This is a genomic window from Streptomyces sp. NPDC107575 (assembly GCF_055657265.1).
Genome location: NZ_JBVKBG010000006.1, coordinates 212,284 through 235,641, shown reverse-complemented (window position 1 = coordinate 235,641; position 23,358 = coordinate 212,284). Strand labels below are relative to the sequence as shown.

Here is a 23,358-nt window from a genome sequence, read left to right as displayed (position 1 = left end):
GCCTTGAGTGGAATAGACTCAACTTTGTGCACGTTGGACGAGTCAGAGTGAGTTTCCCCAGAACGTGGAGGAGAACAGGCACGTGGACGCCGAGCTGACGAACCGGAGCCGCGACGCGATCAACGCGGCGAGCAGCCGGGCCGTGTCCGGGGGCAACCCGGATCTGACCCCGGCCCACCTCCTCCTGGCCCTGCTGGAGGGCCAGGACAACGAGAACATCACCGACCTCCTGGCGGCCGTCGATGCCGACCAGGCACAGGTGCGGGCCGGCGCCGAGCGCGCCCTGGCCTCCCAGCCCAGCGTGACCGGATCCACCGTCGCGCCGCCCCAGCCCAACCGCGAACTCCTCGCCGTCATCGCCGACGCCTCCGAGCGCGCCAAGGACCTCGGCGACGAGTACCTCTCCACGGAACACCTGCTCATCGGCATCGCGGCCAAGGGCGGCGCCGCCGCCGACGTGCTCACACAGAACGGGGCCAGTGCGAAGAAGCTGGCCGAGGCATTCACCAAGAACAGGGGAGGGCGCCGGGTGACCACACCCGACCCCGAAGGGTCCTACAAGGCGCTGGAGAAGTTCGGCACCGACTTCACGGCCGCCGCCCGCGAGGGCAAGCTCGACCCGGTCATCGGCCGTGACCAGGAGATCCGCCGCGTCGTCCAGGTGCTGTCCCGCCGCACCAAGAACAACCCGGTGCTCATCGGCGAGCCCGGCGTCGGCAAGACCGCCGTCGTCGAGGGCCTCGCCCAGCGCATCGTCAAGGGCGACGTACCCGAGTCCCTCAAGGACAAGCGGCTCGTCTCGCTCGACCTCGGCGCGATGGTCGCCGGCGCCAAGTACCGCGGCGAGTTCGAGGAGCGCCTCAAGACCGTCCTCTCCGAGATCAAGGAGAGCGACGGCCAGATCATCACCTTCATCGACGAGCTGCACACGGTCGTCGGCGCGGGCGCCGGCGGCGACTCCGCCATGGACGCGGGCAACATGCTCAAGCCGATGCTCGCCCGCGGCGAACTCCGCATGGTCGGCGCCACGACCCTCGACGAGTACCGCGAGCGCATCGAGAAGGACCCGGCGCTGGAACGCCGCTTCCAGCAGGTCCTCGTCGCCGAGCCCTCCGTCGAGGACTCCATCGCCATCCTCCGCGGACTCAAGGGCCGCTACGAGGCGCACCACAAGGTGCAGATCAACGACAGCGCGCTGGTCGCCGCCTCCACCCTCTCCGACCGCTACATCACCTCCCGCTTCCTCCCCGACAAGGCCATCGACCTCGTCGACGAGGCGGCATCCCGACTGCGCATGGAGATCGACTCGTCCCCGGTCGAGATCGACGAACTCCAGCGCTCCGTCGACCGGTTGAAGATGGAGGAGATGGCCCTCGCCAAGGAGACCGACCCGGCCTCCCGCGACCGCCTCGACAAGCTCCGCCGCGACCTCGCCGACAAGGAGGAGGAGCTGCGCGGACTCACCGCACGCTGGGAGAAGGAGAAGCAGTCCCTCAACCGCGTCGGTGAACTGAAGGAGAAGCTCGACGAACTCCGCGGCCAGGCCGAACGCGCCCAGCGCGACGGCGACTTCGACACCGCGAGCAAGCTCCTCTACGGCGAGATCCCCACGCTCGAACGCGACCTGGAGGAAGCGTCCGAGGCCGAGGAAGAGGCGTCGAAGGACACGATGGTCAAGGAGGAGGTCGGCCCCGACGACATCGCCGACGTGGTCGCCTCCTGGACCGGCATCCCGGCGGGACGCCTCCTGGAGGGCGAGACCCAGAAACTCCTCCGCATGGAAGAGGAACTCGGCAAGCGCCTCATCGGCCAGACCGAAGCGGTCCGCGCGGTCTCCGACGCGGTCCGCCGCACCCGGGCAGGCATCGCCGACCCGGACCGCCCCACCGGCTCCTTCCTCTTCCTGGGCCCGACGGGCGTAGGAAAGACGGAACTCGCGAAAGCCTTGGCGGACTTCCTCTTCGACGACGAGCGGGCCATGATCCGCATCGACATGTCGGAGTACAGCGAGAAGCACAGCGTCGCCCGCCTGGTCGGCGCGCCTCCCGGCTACGTCGGCTACGAGGAGGGCGGCCAGCTCACGGAATCGGTCCGCCGCCGCCCGTACAGCGTGGTCCTCCTGGACGAGGTCGAAAAGGCCCACCCCGAGGTCTTCGACATCCTCCTCCAGGTCCTCGACGACGGCCGCCTCACCGACGGCCAGGGCCGCACGGTCGACTTCCGCAACACGATCCTGATCCTGACGTCGAACCTGGGCAGCCAGTACCTGGTCGAGCCCCTCACCTCGGCGGAGGAGAAGAAGCAACAGGTCCTGGAGGTCGTCCGCGCGTCCTTCAAGCCCGAATTCCTCAACCGCCTCGACGACCTCGTCGTCTTCTCGGCCCTCGACAAGGACGAGCTGCAGCGCATCGCGAACCTCCAGCTGAACCGCCTCGCGAAGCGCCTCGCCGACCGCCGCCTCACCCTGGACGTCTCCGACGCGGCCCTGTCCTGGCTGGCCGACGAGGGCAACGACCCGGCCTACGGCGCCCGCCCCCTGCGCCGCCTCATCCAAACCGCCATCGGCGACCGCCTCGCGAAGGAGATCCTCTCCGGCGAGGTCAAGGACGGCGACACGGTCCGCGTCGACACGTTCGACGACGGGCTGATCGTGGGGGCGGCGACGGGGAAGACGCTGTAGCGGACCGACCGTGACGGCTTTCGCGCGGCTCCCACCCCCCACCGGGGAGGGGGCCGCGCGAAGTCGTGTCCACGGAGGCTCCGCTGTCGCTCGTACGGGCGAAAGACGTGATGTTCGACTACACGTCGATGCGGATTCCCGCATGGTCGCGAGATCCGCTGCACTCCAAGGGGGAGTCCGCCGTGCGCCGTGTTCTCGCAGTCCAACGCATCAGCCGCGACACCGAATCGTCGTCCGCCCTTCTCCGCCAGGACGAGGAGCTCAGCGTGGCCCTGTGTGCCGGGGCGTACGAAGAAGTGGGCCGGGTCGTCGACTCGACCGTGTCCGGGGCGGTCAACCTGGACCAGAGGGCAAGCCTCGGCAAATGGTTGCGCGCACCCCTGGTCCACGAGTGGGACGCGCTCATGGTCACGAGCCAGGACCGCATCACGCGGGACGACATGCACTGGTGGCAGTTCGTCGATTGGGTGCTGAAGAACGGCAAGAGCGTCGTCGTGCTCGACGACCCCTCGTTCGACATCACCACCGAGGACGGCCGGATGGTGGCCGGGATCAAGGCGGCCCAGGCCGCCAAGTACCGGCGCGCCGTACAGGAGAAGCAGCTCGGCCGTACCGCCTACTTTCGTGACAACAAACTGTGGAACGGCGGGATCTGGCCGTACGGATACCGCGCCGTCGCCTTCGAGTTCAAGGGCGAACGCCGTAAGCACCTTGTCCCGGATCTCGTGACGGCACCGCTTGTACGGGAGGCGGTCGAACGCCTCGTCGGCGGTTCGTCCACGGTGTACGCCATCGTCCAGGACTGGAACGCGCGCGGTGTACCCACGGCCCGCGACCACCAGCGTCGAGTGCAGAACGCCGAGCGCCCCGAGCACGAGCGCAGGCCCGAGACCGGAGGTTTCTGGGCCGTCACGCCGCTGCGCAACATGCTTCGTTCAGAGGCGCTCATGGGGGTCATGATGCATCGGTCCCGGCCTGTCGTCGGAGCGGACGGGGCGGCGGTGCGGTGGGCCGATCCGCTCCTCACCCAAGAGGAGTTCACCGAGCTTCAGCGTGCTCTCACGACCGAGCACAGTGCCGTCATGTCGGCGGCGGTGTCGGCCGGACGGCAGTCGAGAACTCCACTGGCCGGCGTCGTTCGCTGCTTCTGCGGTGCGCCCATGCATGTGCGGACGCAGCGCAACAGGTTGAAGGGCGGCGGCACCTCCGCCCTTGAGTACTACAACTGCAGGACCACGGCGGACGGCCCGCGATGCGAACTGCCGGCGTCCTGGCGGGTGGCAGCGTTGCACGAACGCGTGGAACAGGACTTCCTGAACCGGCTTGGCGACCGGGACATCATGAAGCGCACGCTGGTGCCGGGGCGCGACCGGTCGGCGACGATCACCGAACTGCGGAAGGCGATCGACAACCTGGCCGCAGCGGTCGCGACCGCGGAGAGTCCGGCCGCCGTCGCGGCGCTGACCCGGAAGCTGGACGAGACGTCGAGAACCTTGGCGGTTCTGGAGCAGGAGCCTGTGATCCGGCCGCGCTGGATCGAAGAGGCCTGCGGCGAGACGTACGGGCAGCGGTGGCAGCGGCTCGACGGGTGGGCGAGCCGCGCCGAACTGCTCAGGGAAGCCGGGGTCACGTACTTCGTACGGGGGCAGCGGGCCGGCCAGGAGCTGTTCGGCCACCTGCCGGAACATCTCCTGTCCTCGGCCGAGCGCGACAGCGCCCCGACCCGTTTCACCGAAGAGCCCGAGGCGGGCGCGCGTGCCTTTCTCACGGGCCTGCGGGTGGAGCGGGGGCTGAGCGTGGAGCTGTGGCCGTTCCGGAGGGCGGATGGGGACGTCGCGCGGGAGTCGCTGGGCGCGTAACCGGCCCACATTTCAGAATCGGCCCAAAGATGCAAGGCTGGCACCGCCAAGGCATTGCACCGGGCACCCTTGGCCGCAAGGGACGGTCCGTACGATGGGCCGAAACCACAGTGTCAGGAGCAGGAATCTTGTCTATCGACCCGTCCTCGATTCCCAACTTCGGGGGACAGCCCGAGCCGCAGGAGGGCGCGGGACCGGCCGGTCCCGTAGTGCCCGACCAGGAGCTGGTCAAGCAGCTTCTGGAGCAGATGGAGCTCAAGTACGTCACCGACGAGGAGGGTGACCTCGCGGCGCCGTGGGAGGAGTTCCGTACGTACTTCATGTTCCGCGGCGAGGGTGACCAGCAGGTCTTCTCGGTGCGGACGTTCTACGACCGGCCGCACGGCATCGAGATCAAGCCGCAGCTGCTCGAGTCGATCGACGACTGGAACCGCCGCACCCTGTGGCCGAAGGTCTACAGCCACACGCACGACGACGGCACCGTTCGCCTCATCGGCGAGGCGCAGATGCTGATCGGCACCGGGGTCTCGCTCGAGCACTTCGTGTCGTCGACGGTCAGCTGGGTGCGCGCCGCGATCGAGTTCGACCGCTGGCTGGTGGAGCAGCTCGGCCTGGAGGCCGAGGTCGACTCCGCGGAGAAGCCGGAGGACGGCAACGACTCCGAGTGAGTCCTTGAGCCGTGCGCGGTGCGGCGTGAGAGCCCGGTCGAGCGACCGGGCTCTCGTCGTGTCTGCGCGTCGTGTCTACGAACCCGTCCGCGCGGGCTTCGGGTCGATGCGGAACAGTTCGCCGTCCACCTGGCCGATGAGGCCGTGGCGACCCTCGGTCATCAGCTCGGGGGCGATGCCGGCCTGCACCGGGCGCTCGGGCAGGTCGACCTTGCCGCGCCAGCGCACCGCGCCGTCGTCGAGGTCGAGGCCGACCATGTTCCCGGTCGGGTCGAGGAAGTAGGCGACCCGGTCGGTGAGGTTCACGGCGGCGGCGGAGGCCAGTTCGTACATGCCGGGGCCGGTCGGGTCCTTGCGGAGCCGGAGGCCGGTCGGGGTCGCCCACCGTTGTTTCCCGTCGGCGGCCGACCAGGCGAGGGCCGTGCCGTCCTTGCGGACCACGAGCATGACGCCGTCCGCGATCACGCCGCCGCGCGGCCCGTCGGCGCGGTGCCGCGTCACCTTTCCGGTGCCGGTGTCGACGCGGATGAGGTCGGTGGGGCCGGGATCGCCGAAGAACTTCTGCTTTCCGGCCGGGCTCGTGAGGAGCACGGTGTCGCCGTCCCTGCCGACGTAGGACGTCATGCCCTTGAGCGTCGCGACCGTGTGCGGACGGCCGGTCGCCGGGTCGAGGCGGACGACGGTGCTGCGCTGCGGCGCCTTCTCGCTGTCCGGCGAGCACATCAGATACGGGACGCCGCCGATCGCGGCCGCGGTGCAGTCGGCCTGCTTCCACTTGTGGGTCCACAGGGTGCCGCCGGTCCTCGGGTCGAGGGCCGCCGCGCTCTTGAACGTGGGGGTGTTGGCGAGGACGCCGCCGTCGAAGAGCACGGCGGAGTCCGCGTCGCGGCTGTCGTCGGCGAGCTTGTGCTTCCAGAGCACCTTGCGGCTGTCGAGGTCGATGGCGACGACGTCGGTGCCGGGGTTCGACGTTCCCGGGGCGTGGTCGGCGTAGGAGTAGAGGATTCCGTCGCGGACGCCGGTGACCGAGCCCGCCGGGGTGCCGCCGCCGTCGGGGTGCTGGGCCTTGCGCTGCCACACGACCTTGCCGGTGCGGGTGTCGACGCCGATGGCGTCGTAACCGGCGCCCCGGCAGTACACGGCGCCGGGGCCCGTGGCGCAGGCGTCCCATGTGGTCCTGCCGGGCAGCGTGGTCTGCCAGCGGAGTTTGCCCTCGCGGCTGACGTGGTTGGTCGGGGTCGGTGGCCGGTCGTCGCCGCCCGTGCCGGTGACGAGGACGGTGCCGAAGACGACGGCGGTGAGGCCGAGGGCGGCGCCGGTGACGCGCAGGGTGGTGCGGCGCCTGCGGCGGCGTACGAGGCGGTCGGCGAGGTCCGTGGGGGCGGTGGTGGTGCCGGGGGTCCACGCGTGCAGGACGTCCCGGAGGGTGCGGTCGAGCTGGTCGGCGTTCATGCGTGGGCTCCCTTCGGCGCCGTGCCGTTCGCGGGGCGGTCGGGATCGGTGGGCGCGGCGGGGTGCCGGGCGTCGAGTTCCGGCGCGAGTGCGCGCAGCCGGGCCAGGGAGCGGTGGGTGGTGCTGCGCACGGTGCCGACCGAGCAGCCGAGGGTGGCCGCCACCTCGCTCTCGGACAGGTCCTCGAAGTAGCGCAGGACGAGCATGGTGCGCTGGCGCGGGGTCAGCCGGGCGAGGGCTCCGGCCATGGTGATCCGCAGGTCGGCGTCGGCGGTGCCGTCCTCGGTGCCCTCTTCGCGCCACACCGTGCGCGAGGCGTCGAACGTGGGCTCGCGGTGCGGCCGGCGCAGTCGCCAGCGGCTGACCTGGTGCCGGTACATCACCTTGCGGACGTAACCCTCGGGGTCGTCGATGTGCCGCCAGCGACCCAGCGTCTTCATCAGCGCCGTCTGGACGAGGTCCTCGGCCTCGTGCCGGTCGCCGCCGGTGAGCAGGTTCGCCAGGCGGAGCAGGGTGCCCCACCTGGCGTCGACGAAGTCCCGGAATCTGAGCTGATCCTGCGGGTCCATTGGCCCTCCCGTTCTCTGACGCCCACAAGGACGCGCGGAGCACGGGACATCTATGCCTGCCGCGGCGGCCTTCTTCAATGGGCCGCCGGGAACCGGTTTACCGCGTACGCACCTTCGCGAGTCGCGCCGCCGCCTCGCTCAGGACCTCGTCCTGCTTGCAGAAGGCGAAGCGGACGAAGGGGGCGCCGGCGGTGCGGTCGTCGTAGAAGACGGCGTTGGGGACGGCGACGACGCCGCAGCGTTCGGGGAGGGCGCGGCAGAAGGCGAAGCCGTCGTCGAAGCCGAGGGGGCGGATGTCGGTGGTGATGAAGTAGGTGCCCTGGGGGCGGAAGACGGTGAAGCCGGCGTCCTCGAGGCCGGTGGCGAGGAGTTCGCGCTTGGCGGTCATGGTGGCGCGGAAGTCGGAGAAGTACGTGTCGGGGAGGGCGAGGGCCTCCGCGACGGCGTACTGGAAGGGGCCCGCGGAGACGTAGGTGAGGAACTGCTTCGCCGAGCGGACGGCCGTGACGAGCTCGGGGGTCGAGGTGATCCAGCCGACCTTCCAGCCGGTGAAGGAGAAGGTCTTGCCGGCGGAGCCGATGGTGACGGTGCGTTCGCGCATGCCGGGGAGCGTGGCGAGCGGGATGTGTTCGGCGTCGCCGTAGGTGAGGTGCTCGTAGACCTCGTCGGTGACGACCAGGAGGTCGCGTTCGACGGCGAGTTCGGCGATGGCGGTGAGTTCGGCGCGGCTGAGGACGGTGCCGGTGGGGTTGTGCGGGGTGTTGATGAGGAGGAGGCGGGTGCGGGGGGTGATCGCGTCGCGCAGCTCGTCGAGGTCGAGGCGGAACGAGCCTTCGTGGGGGCGGAGGGTGACCGGGACGCGGGTGCCGCCGGCCAGGGCGATGCTCGCCGCGTACGAGTCGTAGTAGGGCTCGAAGGCGATCACCTCGTCGCCGGGTTCGACGAGGGCGAGGAGGGAGGCGGCGATGGCCTCCGTGGCGCCGGCCGTGACCAGGACCTCGCGGTCGGGGTCGAACTCCATGCCGTAGCGGCGCTGCTGGTGGGCGGCGATCGCGGTGCGCAGTTCGGGGATGCCGGGGCCGGGCGGGTACTGGTTGCCGTGCCCTTCGCGCAGTGCTCGTACGGCGGCCTCGCGCACCTGCTCGGGGCCGTCGGTGTCGGGGAAGCCCTGGCCGAGGTTGATGGCGCCGGTCCGCACGGCGAGCGCGGACATCTCGGCGAAGATCGTGGTCCCGAACTCGGCGAGGCGGCGGTTGAGCAGGGGGCGTGCGCTGGAGGTCATGGCGGCCATCCTGCGCCGAACCTCTGGAGTTCCTCAACTCCTGCTTGGTGTGGTCCGGGCAGGGGCATTTCCCTGTCACGCCCGCACGGGGCGGCCCCTCGGGGGATACGGGGGAAGAGAAGGGAGGGCCGGTGATGAGCGTGTTCGTCATCGTGGTCTTCGTAGTGCTGGTTGTCGCCATCGTGCTCGGAACGGCGAAGGCGGGTGGCAGTGGACGGTCGCCCAGTACCTCGCTGAAGAAGAACCGGGCCGGCCGCAGCAGCAGCTGGTGGGCCGGTGGCGGCGCCGCGAGCGGCGGCGGCTCCTACGGGTGTTCCTCGTCCGGTGACTCCGGCGGCGGGCATCACGGCCACTCGTGCGGTGGCGGCTCCTCCTGTGGCGGGGGCGGCTCGTCGTGCGGTGGCGGTGGCGGGTGCGGTGGCGGCGGAAGCTGACGCACCTTGAACGGGCGTGCGGCCCGCGCGGAGGCGACTGACACGGGGCAGTCGGTCCGCGTGGGCCGCACGCTTGTCCGGTTGTGCCCTCGGAGGTTGTGCGCCGGGCGCGAATGGTGCTCGTTGAAGTTGAACAATTGAGCTGTGCTGCCCTCGGGGGGATGGAAACCCTCCGAAGTTGGGTAAAAACGCTGTGGCGGCGTCGCCCCCCATGATTCCCTTTAACCGTCAACGCAGCCCTCGTACTACGTAGTTATCGCGTTCTCGTGGGCACGAGCCGGCCCCTTTGATCCAGCCGGCCCCACCTCCCTTTGCGTGCTAGCGGAGCCGACCCATGCTCACGACCCTGAACACCGCCTATACCGATACGAGTGCGGCCGACCTGGCCTGGGCCCTCGGCCGGGAGCCGCTGCCCGCGCTCGCCACGCTCGACCTCGACATCGACGATGCCAGGCTTCAGCTGAGGCTGCTCGGCGCCTCTCACCAGGTGCTGCTCGAGGAGGAGCGCGGCACCTGTTCGGAGACCGTGGCGTGCATTCCCGGCAGCAGCACGCCGCTCCCGCTGGGCGTCGCGAAGCGCCTCGGCGACTGGGAGTACGAATTCGCGGCCCGCGTCGAGCATTTGACGGCGGGTCAATTCGCGGGCCGGGCGCAGGAGTTGCTCGCGCTCGTCGCCGACCACCCGAACGGGCTGGCCGGGGTCTTCCCCGGCAGCCCGCACGCCTTCACCGCGATGCTCGCCCAGCGGCACGAGGGGCAGGTGCACTGGCGCACCTGGCACGCCTACCCGCAGGACGGCCAGTTGGTCGCCACCCGTACGCGGGTGGGCGCGCGGATGCCGGTGGCCGCCGCGCTGTAGCGGCGCGAGCCCGGCTCGCGGCGGCGGGGCGGGTCGCGGGTATGCCTGCGGGGCCCCGGTTCCACACGTGTGGGTGACTGGACGGAGTCATGCGGTGACGTAGCGTGCCAGGGTGATCGAACCGCACCCGCCCGTGACGACCTCAGGCCCCAGGTCCCTGGGCGGTCCGGTCCGGTCCCCGCTCCCGGTGAAGCCGGGCACCGGCCGGCTCCTCGTCCTCGCCGGAGTCTTCGTCTGCGCGGCCTGCGGTCTGGTCTACGAGCTCGAACTGGTGGCGCTCGCCTCGTACTTGATGGGCGACTCGGTCACCCAGGCCTCCGTCGTGCTCTCCGTCATGGTCTTCGCGATGGGCCTCGGTTCGCTCGCCGCCAAGCGGCTGCGGCTGCGTGCCGCGGTCGGCTTCGGGATGATCGAGGCGCTGCTCGCGCTCGTCGGCGGCTGCAGCGCCATGGCGCTGTACGCGGTGTTCGCGTGGACCGGGGACTGGGGCGGGGCGTGGGCGGACGGGCCGCGCTGGCTGCTCGTCGGGTTCTCGCTGGCCATCGGGGTGCTGATCGGGGCGGAAGTGCCGCTGTTGATGGTGCTGATCCAGCGGATCCGGCGGCAGGACGCGGGCGGGGCGGTCGCCGATCTGTTCGCGGCGGACTATGTGGGCGCGCTGGTGGGAGGCCTGGCCTTTCCCTTCCTTCTGCTGCCGCTGCTCGGGCAGTTGACCGGGGCGCTGCTCACCGGGGCGGTCAACGCGGTGGCGGGGGCGGTGCTCGTCCTCGGGCTGTTCCGGCGGGACCTGAGCCGGCGGGCCCGGTGGCTGCTGATCGTCGCGAACGTCGCGGTGCTCGGCGTGCTCGCCACGTCCTGGGTGCTCGTCGACGACTTCGAGCGGGCGGCGCGGCACGCGCTGTTCGGGGCGGATGTGCGGGTCGCGGTGCAGACCGGGGTGCAGGAGGTCGTGCTCACCGGCGGTGGGCGGCGTCCCCCGTCGCTCTTCCTCGACGGGCGGCTGCGGGCGGACGGGCAGGAGCGGGGGCGCCCCTACCGGCAGTTCGTCGGGCCCGCGCTGCACGGGGGGCCGCGGGCGCGGGTCCTGATCCTCGGCGGGGGCGACGGGCTCGCCGCGCGTGAGGCGTTGCGCGCCCGCGGGGTGCGCAGGGTCGACGTCGTCGACCCCGACCCGGAGGTGGTGCGCCTCGCCCGGACCGATCCGGGACTGCGCGAGCTGAACGGGCGGTCGCTCGGGGACCCGCGGGTGCGGGTGGTGACGGGGGACGTGTTCGCGTGGCTGCGGAGCGCTCCGCGGGCGGTGCCGTACGACGTGGTGGTGTGCGATCTGCCCGACCCCGGCAGCACGGCGAGCACGAAGCTGTACTCGCAGGAGTTCTACGGGTTGGTGGGGCGGGTTCTCGCGGACCGGGGGCGAGTGGTGGCGCGGGTGGGCGGTGGGGCGGGGCCGCTGGGGACGGCCGCCGCGACGGTGCGCTCCGCGGGGTTGCGGGTGGTGGCGTATCGCGGCGAAGGGGGTGTGGGGTTCGTGCTGGCGGGCTGGTCCCGGCCGGGGCCTCCGGCGGGTGAGCGGATGGTGCGGACGGGGTCCGGCTTTGCCCCGTCGACGCTGGTGCATCCCCGCTTCTCCGACTGACGTCTGGCGGGTGTGTTGTTGCGCGGCGGCGGGGGTGTGGGGCGGTGCCGGGGGCGGCGCCTGCGGTGTCGGTTCGCGGGGACGGGGTTGTGGGGCGGTGCCGGGGCGGCGCCTGCGGTGCCCGGTTCGCGGCGTCGTGGCTGCTCCGGCTGCGCCGGGCTTCGCTGGTCTCCCACCCGCCCGCCCCCTCCGGGGGCTTCGGCCTCCCGGGGTGAGTCGGCCGGGCGGTGTTCGGCCCCCGGGCGTCGAGGTGGGCGTACGGCGGGGCTCAGCCCTCGGCGCCGAAGCAGGCACGGCACCGTGTTCGGCCCCCGGCGTCGAAGCAGGCACGCCACGGGGCTCGCCCCCCCGGCGTCGAAGCAGCCACGCCACCGTGTTCGGCCCCCGGCATGGAAGCAGTGCCCCGTCACGGTGACCCGGGCCGGGGCAGGGCGCAGGCGTGGAGTGGTAGCACAAGGAGGGCGGAGTACGCCGGAAAGTCGAAAGGTGGGGCGTGAAGGGGGTACACGTGAGCGATGGGGTCGCTAGGCTCGGCGGCATGGAGCATGAGGTGTTCGTTCCGGTTCCGGCGGAGTCCCTGCGGGCGGTGCTCTGCGATTCCCAACGTGTCGACCGGGCCCTGCCCGGCTACCAGCGTGACGCCACCGGCGGCGGAGGCCGCCTGAAGGTACGGATCGGCGGGCACACCATCACGTACCGCGGCAGCGTCACCGTGGCGCAGTCGGCGGACGGGTCGTTCGCCGTGACGGGTGACGGCAGCGAGGCCCGCGGCGCGGGCGGCGTGAAGTTCGCCCTGACCGCCCGGGTCGCCGCGGTGGCGGGCGGCTCCTCGGTCACCTTCTCCGGCACGGGATCCGGCGACGGCCGGGTCGCGGAGCTGCCGCGCGAGGCCGTGGAATCGGCGGCCCACCGCCTGCTGAACCGTTTCGCGGAGAACCTGGGAGCGACCGGCCAGGAGCCCGGCTCGGACCCCGATGAGGACGCCCACGACGCCCAGGACGGCGAGAGCGACGGGAGCGGTGAGGACGTCGGCGCGGCCGCGGGGCCCGTCGATGACACCGTCGGGGGAGCGGGGAGCAGCCCGGTCGGCGATCCCGCCGACGTCGACCCCCGCGAAGGCGGGGAGGAGGAGGCCCACGTCGCCCCCGACCACTCCTCCGTCTTCGACACCGAGATTCCGCCGCCGTCCCTCGACCCCGCCGCCGGAGCCGAGACCGAGCTCCCGGCGGAGCCGGTCGCCGCGCACGCCCGGCGCACGATGATCGGCCGCAGCGCGGAGGAGGTCGACCACGCGCCGCCGCGCGGCCGGTACGCCCCCGTTCCCGCCCCCGAGGGCGTCACGACCAGCGCCACCCTGCGCTGGGCCGCCCCCGCGGCCGCCGTCGCGCTCGCCTCCGCGATCGTCGTCGGCCGGGCCCTGCGCAGGCGCCGGTAGCACCACCCCGCATAGGCTCAGGACCCGTGACGACACAGGAAACGACGCTGACCGCGGGCGACGCGGAAGTGACCGTGGCGCCGGGCAACGGCTGCCGTATCAGCAGCCTGAAGATCTCCGGCACAGAGCTGCTGCGGCAGGGCGAGAAGTACGGCTGCTTCCCGATGGTGCCGTGGTGCGGACGCATCAGGGAGGGACAGTTCCGCAACGGCGGCCACGTCCACCGGATGCCGCTGAACTCCCCGCCGCACGCCATCCACGGCTTCGGCCGGAACGCCGAGTGGACCACCGCGCGCGAGACCCGCACCGAGGCCGCCTTCACGTACGACCTCACCGACCCCTGGCCGTACAGCGGACGCGTCACGCAGCTCGTCTCGCTCTCCGAGGACTCGCTGACGCTGTCGCTGGGCATCGAGACGTACGGCGACTCGTTCCCCGCGCAGGCCGGCTGGCACCCCTGGTTCAACCGGACCGTCACCGACGGCGGCAGCAGCGTGCAGATCGCCTTCGACCCGGCCTGGCAGGAGGAGCGCGGCGCGGACCACCTGCCGACCGGCAAGCGCATCGAGGCCACCCCGGGGCCGTGGGACGACTGCTTCGGGATGCCCGACGGCGTCGACGTCACGCTGAACTGGCCGGGCGCCCTCCAGGTCGAGGTGACCAGCCCCGAGCAGTGGGTCGTCGTCTACGACGAGCAGGACGTGGCCGTCTGCGTCGAACCTCAGACCGGTCCGCCGAACGGGCTGAACACGGCGCCGCGCCTGGTCACCCCGGTCGAGCCGCTCGAAGCCAGCACCACCTGGACCTGGCGCCACCTGTAAAACGCGCCCTTTAAGCTCGTAGGCATGACGACGAACGACGTGCGCGACGCGCTGCTGACGCAGATCAAGAACAAGGCCGTGGTGCACGGCAAGGTGACGCTGTCCTCCGGCATCGAGGCCGACTACTACGTCGACCTGCGCCGCGTCACCCTCGACGGCGAGGCCGCCCCGCTGGTCGGCCAGGTCCTGCTGGACCTGACCAGTCAGCACGGCCTTGAGTTCGACGCGGTCGGCGGTCTCACCATGGGCGCCGACCCGGTCGCCGGCGCGATGCTGCACGCGTCGGCCGCGCGCGGCGAGCGCCTCGACGCGTTCGTCGTCCGCAAGGCCGCCAAGGCGCACGGCATGCAGAAGCGCGTGGAGGGCCCGGAGATCAAGGGCCGTCGCGTGGTCGTCGTCGAGGACACGTCCACGACCGGCGGCTCCCCGCTGGAGGCCGTGCAGGCGGTGCGCGAGGCTGGGGCCGAGGTCGTCGCCGTCGTGACCATCGTGGACCGGGCCACCGGCGCCGCCGAGAAGATCACCGAGGGCGCCGGGGTCCCGTACCTCTTCGCGTTCTCGAAGGACGAGCTGGGCCTGGACTGACCCCTTCGGCCACCGGGCTGGAGCATTCGCACAAGTCTGGAAAGATGGGGTCGACGATGATGTCACCCCTTGACGCTTGGTGAGGGTCACGAGAACGACACCCGAGCCCCCGCAACCCGCGCTTTACGAGGAGACGGCAGATGGCCATCGCAACCCCGGACCAGTACAACGAGATGCTCGACCGGGCCAAGGCGGGGAAGTTCGCCTACCCGGCCATCAACGTCTCGTCGACGCAGACCCTGAACGCCGCGCTGCAGGGCTTCGCCGAGGCCGAGTCCGACGGCATCATCCAGATCTCCACCGGTGGCGCCGAGTACCTCTCGGGCCAGGGCGTGAAGGACATGGTCGTGGGCGCCGAGGCGCTCGCCGAGTTCGCGCACGTCGCGGCCGCCCGCTACGGCAACAAGATCGCGCTGCACACCGACCACTGCCCCAAGGGCAAGCTGGACGGCTACGTGCGCCCGCTGCTCGCGATCTCGCAGAAGCGCGTCGAGGCCGGTGGCCTGCCGCTCTTCCAGTCGCACATGTGGGACGGCTCGGCCGAGACGCTGACCGACAACCTGGAGATCGCGCAGGAGCTGCTCGCCAAGGCCAAGGCCGCGAACATCATCCTCGAGATCGAGATCACGCCGACCGGTGGCGAGGAGGACGGCGTCTCGCACGAGATCAACGACAACCTCTACACCACGGTCGACGACGCGCTGCGCACCGCCGAGGCCCTCGGCCTGGGCGAGAAGGGCCGCTACCTCCTCGCCGCGTCCTTCGGCAACGTCCACGGCGTCTACAAGCCGGGCAACGTCGTGCTCCGCCCCGACCTGCTCAAGGAGCTGAACGAGGGCGTCGCCGCGAAGTACGGTCAGCCGGCCGGCTCGAAGCCGTTCGACTTCGTCTTCCACGGCGGCTCCGGCTCCACGGTCGAGGAGATCACGACCGCGCTGGAGAACGGCGTCGTGAAGATGAACCTCGACACCGACACCCAGTACGCCTTCACGCGCCCGATCGCCGGCCACATGTTCGAGAACTACGACGGCGTCCTGAAGGTCGACGGCGAGGTCGGCAACAAGAAGACGTACGACCCGCGCGTGTGGGGCAAGAAGGCCGAGGCGAGCATGACCGCCCGCATCGTCCAGGCCTGCGAGAACCTGCGCTCGACGGGTACGCGCATCAAGTAGGGCGCAACGCACCGAGCAGGCGCGACGCGTCAACGCAGGCGACGGGCCCGGCTCCCTTCGGGGAACCGGGCCCGTCGCATGTCGTGACCGCGTACCGCCGCGGCAGGACCTACCGCTTCAGCGTCGTGTACGCCTCTTCGCTGCTGTCCTGGAGGAACTGCCAGCACCGCTCGGTCTCGTCCTTCTCGTCGATCGCGCCGGCGGCGCGGGCGAGGGCGGCCAGGCAGCGCAGGAACCCGCGGTTGGCCTGGTGGCTCCACGGGATGGGGCCGTGCCCCTTCCAGCCGGCCCGGCGCAGGGAGTCGAGCCCGCGGTGGTAGCCGGTGCGCGCGTACGCGTACGACTCGACCACGCGCCCCGCCTCGAAGGCGTCGTCGGCGAGCATGGCCCAGGCGAGCGAGAAGGTCGGGTACCTGGCCACGACGTCGACCGGGGCCTGGGACTCCTCGCCCAGAAGCCGGTACGCCTCTTCGTTCTCCGGCAGGTACGTCGGGTCCGGTCCACCCAGCAGGTTCTTGTGCGTCGTCATGCCGCCAGTCTGCCACTTGTGGCCGGCTGACCGAGACGGACGGATGCCGGGCGGAAGCCGGGCCCCGTGCGTCACTCGGGGACGGGGCTCAGCTCGTCCCGAGCCGCCTGCATCGCCTCCACCAGCGTCCCGAAAATGCGGAACCGGCCCGCCGTCCCCGTCACCGACAACCGCCGGTCCACATGGAAATCCAGCGGCCCGGCCAGCCACGGAAAGGGCTGGGCCCGCCGTCCCGGCAGCAGCAGGGCACTCAGGGTCCCGCCGCCCATGTACGTCACGCCGGACAGGTCGACGACGACCTGCTTGCCCGTGCTCTCGCCCGACCGCACCGCCCGGTCCACGAGATCTGCTTCCTCCGTCTCGTCCAACGCCCCTTTCAGGAGCACCAGGACGAGGTGCGATCCCTCCGTCACCACCTACACCGAACTCTTCCGCGGAGCATCCGGCATGCCGCTTCGACCTTCCGTACTGTGCTTCCTTGCACGGCAAGTCTGTGCGGTGGGGTGCGGGCCGGACGTCGGTAGGACGACCCATCTTCCGTACCCAATTCGGGCACGGGCCACCGAAACGGGATACGGATACGCTCCTCCGTATGCGGACATGGTGAACAGGCGGGCCTTGCCGTTTGCGGGGACGATTGCGGAGGATGCACGTGGGGACCGGGGCCCCGTGTCGGTAACGGCAGGGCGGACCGCTACCCGGAGTACAAAACAGGAGACAGCGATGTCCCACGACGCGGATCACCGGTCGGGTCGCGACACGGAGGCACCCGACGCACCGCATCTCGACTTCGCGGGCACCACGCCCTACGAGGACTACGTCCAGGCCGACGTCCTCACCCACCTCCAGCACCTTCGCTCGGACGATCCCGGCGAGATGGTCTTCCTGGTCACCACCCAGGTGATGGAGCTGTGGTTCACCGTCATCGTGCACGAGTGGGAGACGGCGGCCCGCGCGCTCGGCACGGACGACGTGCCGACCGCCGTGGCCGCGCTGAAACGGTCCGTCAGGGAACTGGACGCGCTCAACGCCTCGTGGCGGCCGCTCGGTCAGCTCACCCCGGGCCAGTTCAACTCGTACCGCTCCGCGCTCGGCGAGGGCAGCGGCTTCCAGTCGGCGATGTACCGGCGCATGGAGTTCCTGCTCGGCGAGAAGTCGGCGTCGATGCTGGTGCCGCACCGCGGAGCGCCGCGGGTCCACGCCGAGCTGGAGAAGGCGCTGCACGAGCCGAGCCTGTACGACGAGGTGCTGCGGCTGCTGGCCCGGCGCGGACACCCGGTGCCGCGCGCCGTCCTCGACCGCGACGTGTCGCAGAAGTACGTGCCGTCGCCGGAGGTCGAGGCGGTGTGGACGCGCCTGTACGCGGGCGACGAGAACGACGAACTCGCGCGCCTGGGCGAGGCGTTGACGGACGTCGCCGAGCTGGTGTGGCGCTGGCGCAACGACCATCTGGTGGCCACGCGGCGCGCGATGGGCGCGAAGGCGGGCACGGGTGGCTCCGCCGGTGTGGCGTGGCTGGAGAAGCGCGCGCAGAAGAACGTGTTCCCCGAGCTGTGGACGGCGAGGTCCCATGTCTGACCTGTACGAGCGGGCGAAGGAACTGGACGCCGCCGATCAACTCGGCGGTGTGCGGGACGAGTTCGTACTTGGCGACGACGGTGGCGTCTACCTCGACGGGAACTCGCTGGGCGCGCTGCCCGCGAACGTGCCGGGGCGGGTCGAGGACGTCGTGCGGCGGCAGTGGGGCGAGCTGCGGATCAGGTCCTGGACCGAGTCGGGGTGGTGGACGGCGCCCGAGCGGATCGGGGATCTGATCGCTCCGCTCGTCGGCGCGGACAGTGGCCAGGTCGTGGTCGGCGACTCCACAAGTGTCAATGTTTTCAAGGCACTTGTGGGTGCGGTGCGGCTCGCGGGCGGTCCTGAGGCCGGGCGGGACGAGATCCTGGTCGACGCGGCGACGTTCCCGACGGACGGGTACATCGCCGCCTCCGCGGCCCGGATGACGGGCTGTTCGGTGCGGGCCGTGGAACCGGGGGAGGTGCCGGGCGCGCTGTCGTCGCGTACGGCGGCGGTGCTCCTGAACCACGTCGACTACCGCAGTGGCCGGCTGCACGATCTGCCGGGGCTTACGGCGGCGATCCGTGCGGCGGGGGCGGTCTCGGTGTGGGACCTGTGCCACAGCGCGGGTGCGCTGCCGGTCGGGCTCGACGCGCACGGGGTCGACCTCGCGGTCGGCTGCACGTACAAGTTCCTGAACGGGGGGCCGGGTTCGCCGGCGTACCTGTACGTGCGCAGGGACCATCAAGCGGCCTTCGACTCGCCGCTGCCGGGGTGGAACTCGCATGCCGAGCCGTTCGGGATGCGGTCCGAGTACGAGGCGGCGGACGGGGTCGTGCGGGGGCGGGTCGGGACGCCGGACATCCTGTCGATGCTGGCGCTTGAGGCGGCGCTCGAGGTGTGGGCGCGGCCCGACGTCTCGGTCGACGCCGTGCGGGCCAAGTCCCTCGCGCTGACGGACTTCTTCCTGGAGTGCGTCGAGGCGTACGTTCCCGGGGGCCGGGTCGAGGTCGTGACGCCGGTCGGGCACGGGGAGCGGGGGAGCCAGGTGGCGTTGCGGTGCGCGGACGCGGGGGACGTGATGGGGCGGCTGATCGGGGCCGGGGTCGTCGGTGACTTCCGGGCGCCGGACGTCCTGCGGTTCGGGTTCACGCCGCTGTATCTGTCCTTCGCGGATGTGGAGCGGGCGGGGTCGGTGCTGGCGCGGGAACTGTCCTCTTAGCGGCGGCCGTTCTTGGCGGATGTGGGGGCGGGTGGCCGGGTCGGCGCGGTTGTCGCCGCCGCCGACTCGGTCGACCGGCTCCTGGGGGGCTTTGCGGGGGTGCCGGGCTTGGCGCCCGTGGTGACGGGTGCGCGGCACCGGTGCTGTGCCGGCTGCGCCGTTGCCCGCTCATCTCCCACCCACCCGCCCCCTCCGGGGGCGTAGGCCCCCCGGGGCCCGGGGCTGTGCCGGGCTTGGCGCCTGCGGTGATGGGCACGCGCCACCGTCGCCTCGCCGCCTGCGCCGCCCTTGGCTGATCTCCCATCCGTCAGCAGGTCCGGGGTTCGGGGCCGTGCCGGCTGTGCGGCACCGGTGTCTTACCGGCTGTGCCGATGCCCGCTCGTCTCCCACTGCCCGCCCCCTCCAGGGGCTCCGGTTATCCGGGCCCCGGCCGCTCTGCCGTGGCCGGGGCCGTCGTGAGCGTTGCGCGGCACCGGGGGCCGCCTTGCCGACCCTGCCGCCCGGTGGGGTCTCCCCGGCTCGGAGCTTGTCGCAGAGCTTGGGGAAGGCAGATTGCCCAAGTCGGGTCGGGTCGTCGTTACGGGTGGGGAGCCTGGCCTGGGCGGCAGATCGCCTTCGGCAGTGGGCCGGTCGTTACGGCCGCGGTGCGGGCCGAGGCAGCCGGGTCCGGAGGCCTCGGGGCTGGAGCCCCCGGAGGGGGCGGGTGGGTGGGAGATGGGCGGGCAAACGGCCCGACCGGCGGCTCACTCGGCGATCCGGTCGAGAGGCGATCCGCTCGAGAAGCCATCCGGTCGAGAGGCCATCCGGTCGAGGGGCCGCCCGCCCCCTCACCCCGCAAAAACCCCCGCCATCCCCGCCGCCACGGCCGCCGCTGCCGCGCGGTCCGCGTCGGATGGGGACGGGGCCGTGCCCGAGGTCAGCAGGCGGTAGTACAGCGGCGCGGAAACGGAACGGACGACCTCCGCCGGGTCCGTGTCGCGCGGCAACTCGCCGCGGGTCACCGCCTGTTCCACGCAGGGGGCCCACTCGGCCACCCGGACCTCGTAGAAGCGGGCGAGGGCCGAGGCCGTGCGCGGGTCGCAGGCGGCCGCGGCGATCACCGCGCGGAAGAGGGGGCCCTGCCGGGGGTCCGCCAAGGTGCGTTGCACGAGGTGGGCGTTGGCGGTCAGGTCGCCGTGCAGCGTGCCCGTCTCGGTGCGGGGGACGGACTCCTGGGCCATCTGGTCGAGGAGGTCGGCGACCAGGCCCGTGGGCGAGCCCCACCGCCGGTACACGGTCGTCTTGCCGACGTCCGCGCGCCGCGCGATGTCGCCCAGGTCGAGCCGGTCGAAGCCGTGCTCGGCGAGGACGTCGCCCGCCGCCTGAAGCACCGCCGCGCGGACACGGGCCGTGCGCCCGCCGGGACGGAGCGTGCCGGGTTCGTGCGCTTCGGTCGGGTTACCGGTCATGACCGCCAGGGTAACGGTACGAACGAACCGTTTGTGTGGTCACTGTACGTGTTGACGCACGTCACGGGCCTGGTAGCGTCCGCATACCCGCGACTCATCGGCTGTCCGCCGGTTCGCTCGCATTTCATCAAGTTCCGCACGATGTCGAGAGGTTGGAGCATGCCAGACCCCGACAAGTCCGGCGCCACCCGCGAGGAGGCGGAGGAGGCGTCGGCCTTCTCGCATCCTGCCGTGCCGCCGGACGTCAGCGCCGCGTACGGCGATCACCCGGACCAGGTCGTCGACTTCTACGCCCCGAGGGACGGTTCGACCGCGGCCCCGCTGGTCGTGGTCCTGCACGGCGGGGCGTGGCGAGGGCCGTACGACCGGCAGTACCTGACCCCGTTCTGCGACTTCCTCGCGCGGCGCGGGTTCGCCGTCGCCAACGTCGAGTACCGGCGTGGCAGTTCCGTGCCGCACCAGGGGGTTGAAGGGCCCGTCGCCGGGCGCTGGCCCGAGACCTTCGACGACGTGGCGGCCGCGCTCGACGCGATGCCCGCGCTCGCCGCCGAGCACCTGCCCTCGGCCGACCCGCGCCGCACCATCGTGACCGGGCACTCGGCGGGCGGTCAGCTCGCGCTGTGGGCGGGGGCCCGGCACGTGCTGCCGGAGGGCGCGCCGTGGCGCACGCCGAACTCGGCGGCGCTGCGCGGCGTCGTCGCCATCGCCCCGGTCGTGGGCTTCGTGCTCGCAGAGGAGCTGGGTGTCTGCGACGGCGCGTGCGTCCAGCTCCTGGGCGGCATGCGGGAGCTGTTCGACGAGCGCCGGCCGTACGTGGACCCGGTGGAGCTCCTGCCGACCGGTGTCGCGACGACCGTGGTCCAGGGGCGTACGGACACGACCGTGCCGTTCGAGCTGGCCGAGGCGTACGCGGACGCGGCGGCGAAGGCGGGCGAGGTCGTGGGTGTCACGTTCCTGGAGGAGGTCGGCCACTTCCCGGTGATCGACCCGGCGGCGGACGCCTGCGCGGTGGTCGCGGAGGAGATCGCGCAACTGGCCTGGTGAATCCGTGCGGCAGGGACGCGTAGTCCTTGCGACGGACGCCGTCGAACCCTCCTCCGTGCGGACGCGGGGCACCACCCCCGCGACCTACCGTGAATGCCATGACCGACACGACCATCGTCCAGGGCCCGCGGGAACACAGCCCTGAGATAAATCTGGCCAAGGCGGCGCTGCGGGGGCTGCGCGAGGACCTGTTCCGGGACGTCCTCGCGTACCGGCCGATGCCGCGCGCCGGTACCGACGGGCCCTGGGCCCGGCAGTTCCCCGGGCGATTCCGCCGGCGTCTGGGACTTCTGCCGCACGCCGTCGTCCTCGGCCTCGCCGGGCTCACACTGATCACGGGCATGGCGAGCTACGGCGCCCTCGACGACGGCTTCTTCGCGCTCGTCGCCGGGCTGATGGCCTCGGTCCCCGTGGCGCTCACCCTGCTCCGCCCGGTCCTCGCCTTCTGGCTCTCGCTGGGCGCCGCCCCGCTCCTGGTGTGGGCGACGAGCGACGACCTCTACCCGTGGTCGGGCGGCAGCATCCTGGGCCACACGGTCGTGATGATGGTGGTCGCGGCGCGCACCCGGCCGCGTACGGCGGCCTGGATGTGGGTCCTGTCCACGCTGTACTCGCTGCTGTCCGCGGCGGTCTTCGGCGGCCTGAACGGCGGCATCGCCGTCCCCATGACGGTGCTCTCCGGCATGGGGGTCGGGATCGTCGCGCTCGTCCAGGTCAACCGCAACGCCCGGCGCGAGGTCGTCCAGGAGCGCACGGTCACCGCCGTCGAGCGGGACCGGCGCACGCTCCTGGAGGAGCGCACGAACATCGCGCGCGAGCTGCACGACGTGGTGGCGCACCACATGTCGGTGGTCGCGATCCAGGCGGAGGCCGCGCCGTACCGCGTCGAGAACCCGCCGCCCGAGCTGGAGCAGGCGTTCGTCACGATCCGGGAGAACGCGGTGGCGGCGCTCACCGAGCTGCGCCGGGTCCTCGGCGTCGTACGGGCCGAGGACTACGAGGCGCCCGACGCCCCGCAGCCCACGCTCGCCGACCTCGACAGGCTCCTGGAGAACGTGCGGGAGGCGGGCCTGACCGTGACGCGGACGGTGACGGGCGCGGCCCGTGAACTCCCGCAGGGCGTCGAGCTGTCGGCGTACCGGATCGTGCAGGAGGCGCTGAGCAACGCGCTGCGGCACGCCCCGGGCGCGCAGGCCGCCGTCGAGGTGTCGTACGTCCTCGGGGGCCTGGGCCTGAGGATCGTCAACGGCCCGTCGACCGGGCTGGTGAAGCCGAGTCCGGGCGCCGGACACGGTCTCACCGGTATGCGCGAGCGCGTGTCGATGCTGGACGGCGAGATGACGGCGGAGGGGACCGCCGACGGCGGGTACGAGGTGACGGTGTTCATCCCCGTCGCCCGTGCCGCGGCCACCGGGACGGAGGACGAGGCGTGATCAGGGTCCTGGTCGCCGACGACCAGATGATGGTCCGCGAGGGCTTCTCGGTCCTGCTGAACGCCATGCCGGACTTCGAGGTCGTCGGCGAGGCGGTCAACGGCGTGGAGGCCATCGCCAAGGTCCGCGAGCTGCGCCCCGACGTCGTCCTGATGGACATCCGGATGCCGGAGCTGAACGGCATCGAGGCGACCCGCGAGATCGTCGCGGCGGACGCGGGCACGAAGGTGCTCGTCCTGACCACCTTCGATCTGGACGAGTACGTGTACCAGGCGCTGCGGGCCGGGGCCTCCGGCTTCCTCCTCAAGGACGCCTCCGCGCGCGAACTCGCCGACGGCGTGCGGGTGGTGGCGAGCGGCGAGGCCCTCCTCGCGCCGACCGTGACCCGCCGCTTGATCACGGAGTTCGCCAAGCTGGCCGAGGCCTCGCCGGTTCCGGCGGGGCGGCAGCCGGGGGCGTACGGGGAGCTGACCGAGCGCGAGACGGAGGTGCTCGTCCTGATCGCGCAGGGGCTGTCGAACATCGAGATCGCCGAGCGGCTCGTGGTCGCCGAGTCGACGATCAAGACGCATGTGAGCCGGGTCCTGGTGAAGCTGGGCCTGCGCGACCGGACGCAGGCGGCGGTCTTCGCGTACGAGGCACGTCTGGTCACGCCGGGGTGAGCGGGGCTAGC

Annotated in this window: 21 protein-coding genes; 15 read left to right on the top strand and 6 right to left on the bottom strand. The window is 71.7% G+C overall.

Annotated elements, in window-relative coordinates; genetic code table 11:
- Window positions 1-82: 82 nt before the first annotated feature.
- The 3 genes from clpB (at window position 83) to ACZ7L4_RS30550 (ending at window position 5,207) form a co-directional block, all read left to right on the top strand.
- Window positions 83-2,680, top strand: coding sequence for an ATP-dependent chaperone ClpB (gene clpB, locus ACZ7L4_RS30560; protein WP_472107686.1), 2,598 nt, complete (start codon window positions 83-85; stop codon window positions 2,678-2,680).
- 65 nt (window positions 2,681-2,745) lie between these two features.
- Entirely contained in the window at window positions 2,746-4,539 is a 1,794-nt protein-coding gene (locus tag ACZ7L4_RS30555; RefSeq protein ID WP_472107685.1) for a recombinase family protein, read from the top strand.
- A gap of 128 nt (window positions 4,540-4,667) precedes the next feature.
- Window positions 4,668-5,207, top strand: a complete 540-nt coding sequence (locus ACZ7L4_RS30550; RefSeq protein WP_422408208.1) for a YbjN domain-containing protein — start codon at window positions 4,668-4,670, stop codon at window positions 5,205-5,207.
- 75 nt (window positions 5,208-5,282) lie between these two features.
- Here the strand turns inward: ACZ7L4_RS30550 and ACZ7L4_RS30545 are convergent, their stop codons facing one another.
- The 3 genes from ACZ7L4_RS30545 to ACZ7L4_RS30535 all read right to left on the bottom strand — a co-directional run bounded on the left by ACZ7L4_RS30545 (window position 5,283) and on the right by ACZ7L4_RS30535 (window position 8,519).
- Window positions 5,283-6,659: an outer membrane protein assembly factor BamB family protein gene (locus ACZ7L4_RS30545; protein WP_472107683.1), complete on the bottom strand. Its 1,377-nt coding sequence runs from the start codon at window positions 6,657-6,659 to the stop codon at window positions 5,283-5,285.
- The gene (locus ACZ7L4_RS30540; RefSeq protein ID WP_472107682.1) at window positions 6,656-7,228 is read right to left on the bottom strand and encodes a SigE family RNA polymerase sigma factor; all 573 of its coding nucleotides are present in this window, start codon (window positions 7,226-7,228) and stop codon (window positions 6,656-6,658) included. The genes ACZ7L4_RS30545 and ACZ7L4_RS30540 overlap by 4 nt, the downstream gene beginning before the upstream one ends.
- 97 nt (window positions 7,229-7,325) lie before the next feature.
- The gene (locus tag ACZ7L4_RS30535) at window positions 7,326-8,519 is read right to left on the bottom strand and encodes a pyridoxal phosphate-dependent aminotransferase (protein WP_472107680.1); all 1,194 of its coding nucleotides are present in this window, start codon (window positions 8,517-8,519) and stop codon (window positions 7,326-7,328) included.
- Between the two features lie 125 nt (window positions 8,520-8,644).
- Here ACZ7L4_RS30535 and ACZ7L4_RS30530 point away from each other — a divergent pair, with 125 nt between their 5' ends.
- From ACZ7L4_RS30530 to fbaA, 7 genes are all read left to right on the top strand, one after another.
- Window positions 8,645-8,944 carry a hypothetical protein gene (locus ACZ7L4_RS30530; protein ID WP_472107679.1) on the top strand — a complete coding sequence of 100 codons (300 nt, stop codon included), beginning with the start codon at window positions 8,645-8,647 and terminating at the stop codon, window positions 8,942-8,944.
- A gap of 334 nt (window positions 8,945-9,278) precedes the next feature.
- The gene (locus ACZ7L4_RS30525) at window positions 9,279-9,803 is read left to right on the top strand and encodes a DUF2617 family protein (protein WP_399240066.1); all 525 of its coding nucleotides are present in this window, start codon (window positions 9,279-9,281) and stop codon (window positions 9,801-9,803) included.
- Window positions 9,804-9,915: 112 nt separating this feature from the next.
- Window positions 9,916-11,439, top strand: a complete 1,524-nt coding sequence (locus ACZ7L4_RS30520; RefSeq protein ID WP_472107677.1) for a polyamine aminopropyltransferase — start codon at window positions 9,916-9,918, stop codon at window positions 11,437-11,439.
- Window positions 11,440-11,977: 538 nt separating this feature from the next.
- Window positions 11,978-12,874, top strand: a complete 897-nt coding sequence (locus tag ACZ7L4_RS30515; RefSeq protein WP_472107675.1) for an SRPBCC family protein — start codon at window positions 11,978-11,980, stop codon at window positions 12,872-12,874.
- A 26-nt stretch (window positions 12,875-12,900) separates the two neighbouring features.
- Window positions 12,901-13,695, top strand: coding sequence for an aldose epimerase family protein (locus ACZ7L4_RS30510; protein WP_472107673.1), 795 nt, complete (start codon window positions 12,901-12,903; stop codon window positions 13,693-13,695).
- A gap of 24 nt (window positions 13,696-13,719) precedes the next feature.
- Window positions 13,720-14,280, top strand: coding sequence for an orotate phosphoribosyltransferase (gene pyrE / locus ACZ7L4_RS30505; protein ID WP_422408202.1), 561 nt, complete (start codon window positions 13,720-13,722; stop codon window positions 14,278-14,280).
- Window positions 14,281-14,420: 140 nt separating this feature from the next.
- Window positions 14,421-15,452, top strand: coding sequence for a class II fructose-bisphosphate aldolase (gene fbaA, locus ACZ7L4_RS30500; protein ID WP_450816193.1), 1,032 nt, complete (start codon window positions 14,421-14,423; stop codon window positions 15,450-15,452).
- A gap of 109 nt (window positions 15,453-15,561) precedes the next feature.
- Here the strand turns inward: fbaA and ACZ7L4_RS30495 are convergent, their stop codons facing one another.
- Entirely contained in the window at window positions 15,562-15,981 is a 420-nt protein-coding gene (locus ACZ7L4_RS30495; RefSeq protein WP_472107671.1) for a DUF3151 domain-containing protein, read from the bottom strand.
- Between the two features lie 71 nt (window positions 15,982-16,052).
- Window positions 16,053-16,394 carry an STAS domain-containing protein gene (locus ACZ7L4_RS30490; RefSeq protein WP_472107669.1) on the bottom strand — a complete coding sequence of 114 codons (342 nt, stop codon included), beginning with the start codon at window positions 16,392-16,394 and terminating at the stop codon, window positions 16,053-16,055.
- Window positions 16,395-16,704: 310 nt separating this feature from the next.
- On the opposite strand from ACZ7L4_RS30490, the gene ACZ7L4_RS30485 reads away from it, so the two are divergent.
- Window positions 16,705-17,559, top strand: a complete 855-nt coding sequence (locus ACZ7L4_RS30485; RefSeq protein WP_472107667.1) for a tryptophan 2,3-dioxygenase family protein — start codon at window positions 16,705-16,707, stop codon at window positions 17,557-17,559.
- Window positions 17,552-18,760, top strand: coding sequence for a kynureninase (gene kynU / locus ACZ7L4_RS30480; RefSeq protein WP_472107665.1), 1,209 nt, complete (start codon window positions 17,552-17,554; stop codon window positions 18,758-18,760). The genes ACZ7L4_RS30485 and kynU overlap by 8 nt, the downstream gene beginning before the upstream one ends.
- A gap of 827 nt (window positions 18,761-19,587) precedes the next feature.
- Here the strand turns inward: kynU and ACZ7L4_RS30475 are convergent.
- Window positions 19,588-20,208 (bottom strand): TetR/AcrR family transcriptional regulator, encoded by a 621-nt coding sequence (locus ACZ7L4_RS30475; RefSeq protein ID WP_472107663.1) that lies wholly within the window; start codon window positions 20,206-20,208, stop codon window positions 19,588-19,590.
- A gap of 159 nt (window positions 20,209-20,367) precedes the next feature.
- On the opposite strand from ACZ7L4_RS30475, the gene ACZ7L4_RS30470 reads away from it, so the two are divergent.
- The 3 genes from ACZ7L4_RS30470 (at window position 20,368) to ACZ7L4_RS30460 (ending at window position 23,347) form a co-directional block, all read left to right on the top strand.
- Window positions 20,368-21,252 carry an alpha/beta hydrolase gene (locus ACZ7L4_RS30470; RefSeq protein ID WP_472107661.1) on the top strand — a complete coding sequence of 295 codons (885 nt, stop codon included), beginning with the start codon at window positions 20,368-20,370 and terminating at the stop codon, window positions 21,250-21,252.
- A gap of 98 nt (window positions 21,253-21,350) precedes the next feature.
- Window positions 21,351-22,685: a sensor histidine kinase gene (locus ACZ7L4_RS30465; protein WP_472107659.1), complete on the top strand. Its 1,335-nt coding sequence runs from the start codon at window positions 21,351-21,353 to the stop codon at window positions 22,683-22,685.
- The gene (locus ACZ7L4_RS30460; protein WP_472107658.1) at window positions 22,682-23,347 is read left to right on the top strand and encodes a response regulator; all 666 of its coding nucleotides are present in this window, start codon (window positions 22,682-22,684) and stop codon (window positions 23,345-23,347) included. Before ACZ7L4_RS30465 ends, ACZ7L4_RS30460 begins: the two co-directional genes overlap by 4 nt.
- Window positions 23,348-23,358 lie beyond the last annotated feature (11 nt).

What these genes read in the sequence shown, in the direction of transcription:
- ACZ7L4_RS30545 (WP_472107683.1), bottom strand. Translation starts at nt 6,659, where the DNA reads ATGAACGCCGACCAGCTCGACCGCACCCTCCGGGACGTCCTGCACGCG.
- ACZ7L4_RS30475 (WP_472107663.1), bottom strand. Translation starts at nt 20,208, where the DNA reads ATGACCGGTAACCCGACCGAAGCGCACGAACCCGGCACGCTCCGTCCC.
- kynU (WP_472107665.1), top strand. Translation starts at nt 17,552, where the DNA reads ATGTCTGACCTGTACGAGCGGGCGAAGGAACTGGACGCCGCCGATCAA.
- ACZ7L4_RS30470 (WP_472107661.1), top strand. Translation starts at nt 20,368, where the DNA reads ATGCCAGACCCCGACAAGTCCGGCGCCACCCGCGAGGAGGCGGAGGAG.
- ACZ7L4_RS30465 (WP_472107659.1), top strand. Translation starts at nt 21,351, where the DNA reads ATGACCGACACGACCATCGTCCAGGGCCCGCGGGAACACAGCCCTGAG.
- ACZ7L4_RS30540 (WP_472107682.1), bottom strand. Translation starts at nt 7,228, where the DNA reads ATGGACCCGCAGGATCAGCTCAGATTCCGGGACTTCGTCGACGCCAGG.
- pyrE (WP_422408202.1), top strand. Translation starts at nt 13,720, where the DNA reads ATGACGACGAACGACGTGCGCGACGCGCTGCTGACGCAGATCAAGAAC.
- ACZ7L4_RS30485 (WP_472107667.1), top strand. Translation starts at nt 16,705, where the DNA reads ATGTCCCACGACGCGGATCACCGGTCGGGTCGCGACACGGAGGCACCC.
- ACZ7L4_RS30530 (WP_472107679.1), top strand. Translation starts at nt 8,645, where the DNA reads ATGAGCGTGTTCGTCATCGTGGTCTTCGTAGTGCTGGTTGTCGCCATC.
- ACZ7L4_RS30515 (WP_472107675.1), top strand. Translation starts at nt 11,978, where the DNA reads ATGGAGCATGAGGTGTTCGTTCCGGTTCCGGCGGAGTCCCTGCGGGCG.
- ACZ7L4_RS30535 (WP_472107680.1), bottom strand. Translation starts at nt 8,519, where the DNA reads ATGGCCGCCATGACCTCCAGCGCACGCCCCCTGCTCAACCGCCGCCTC.
- ACZ7L4_RS30525 (WP_399240066.1), top strand. Translation starts at nt 9,279, where the DNA reads ATGCTCACGACCCTGAACACCGCCTATACCGATACGAGTGCGGCCGAC.
- fbaA (WP_450816193.1), top strand. Translation starts at nt 14,421, where the DNA reads ATGGCCATCGCAACCCCGGACCAGTACAACGAGATGCTCGACCGGGCC.
- ACZ7L4_RS30495 (WP_472107671.1), bottom strand. Translation starts at nt 15,981, where the DNA reads ATGACGACGCACAAGAACCTGCTGGGTGGACCGGACCCGACGTACCTG.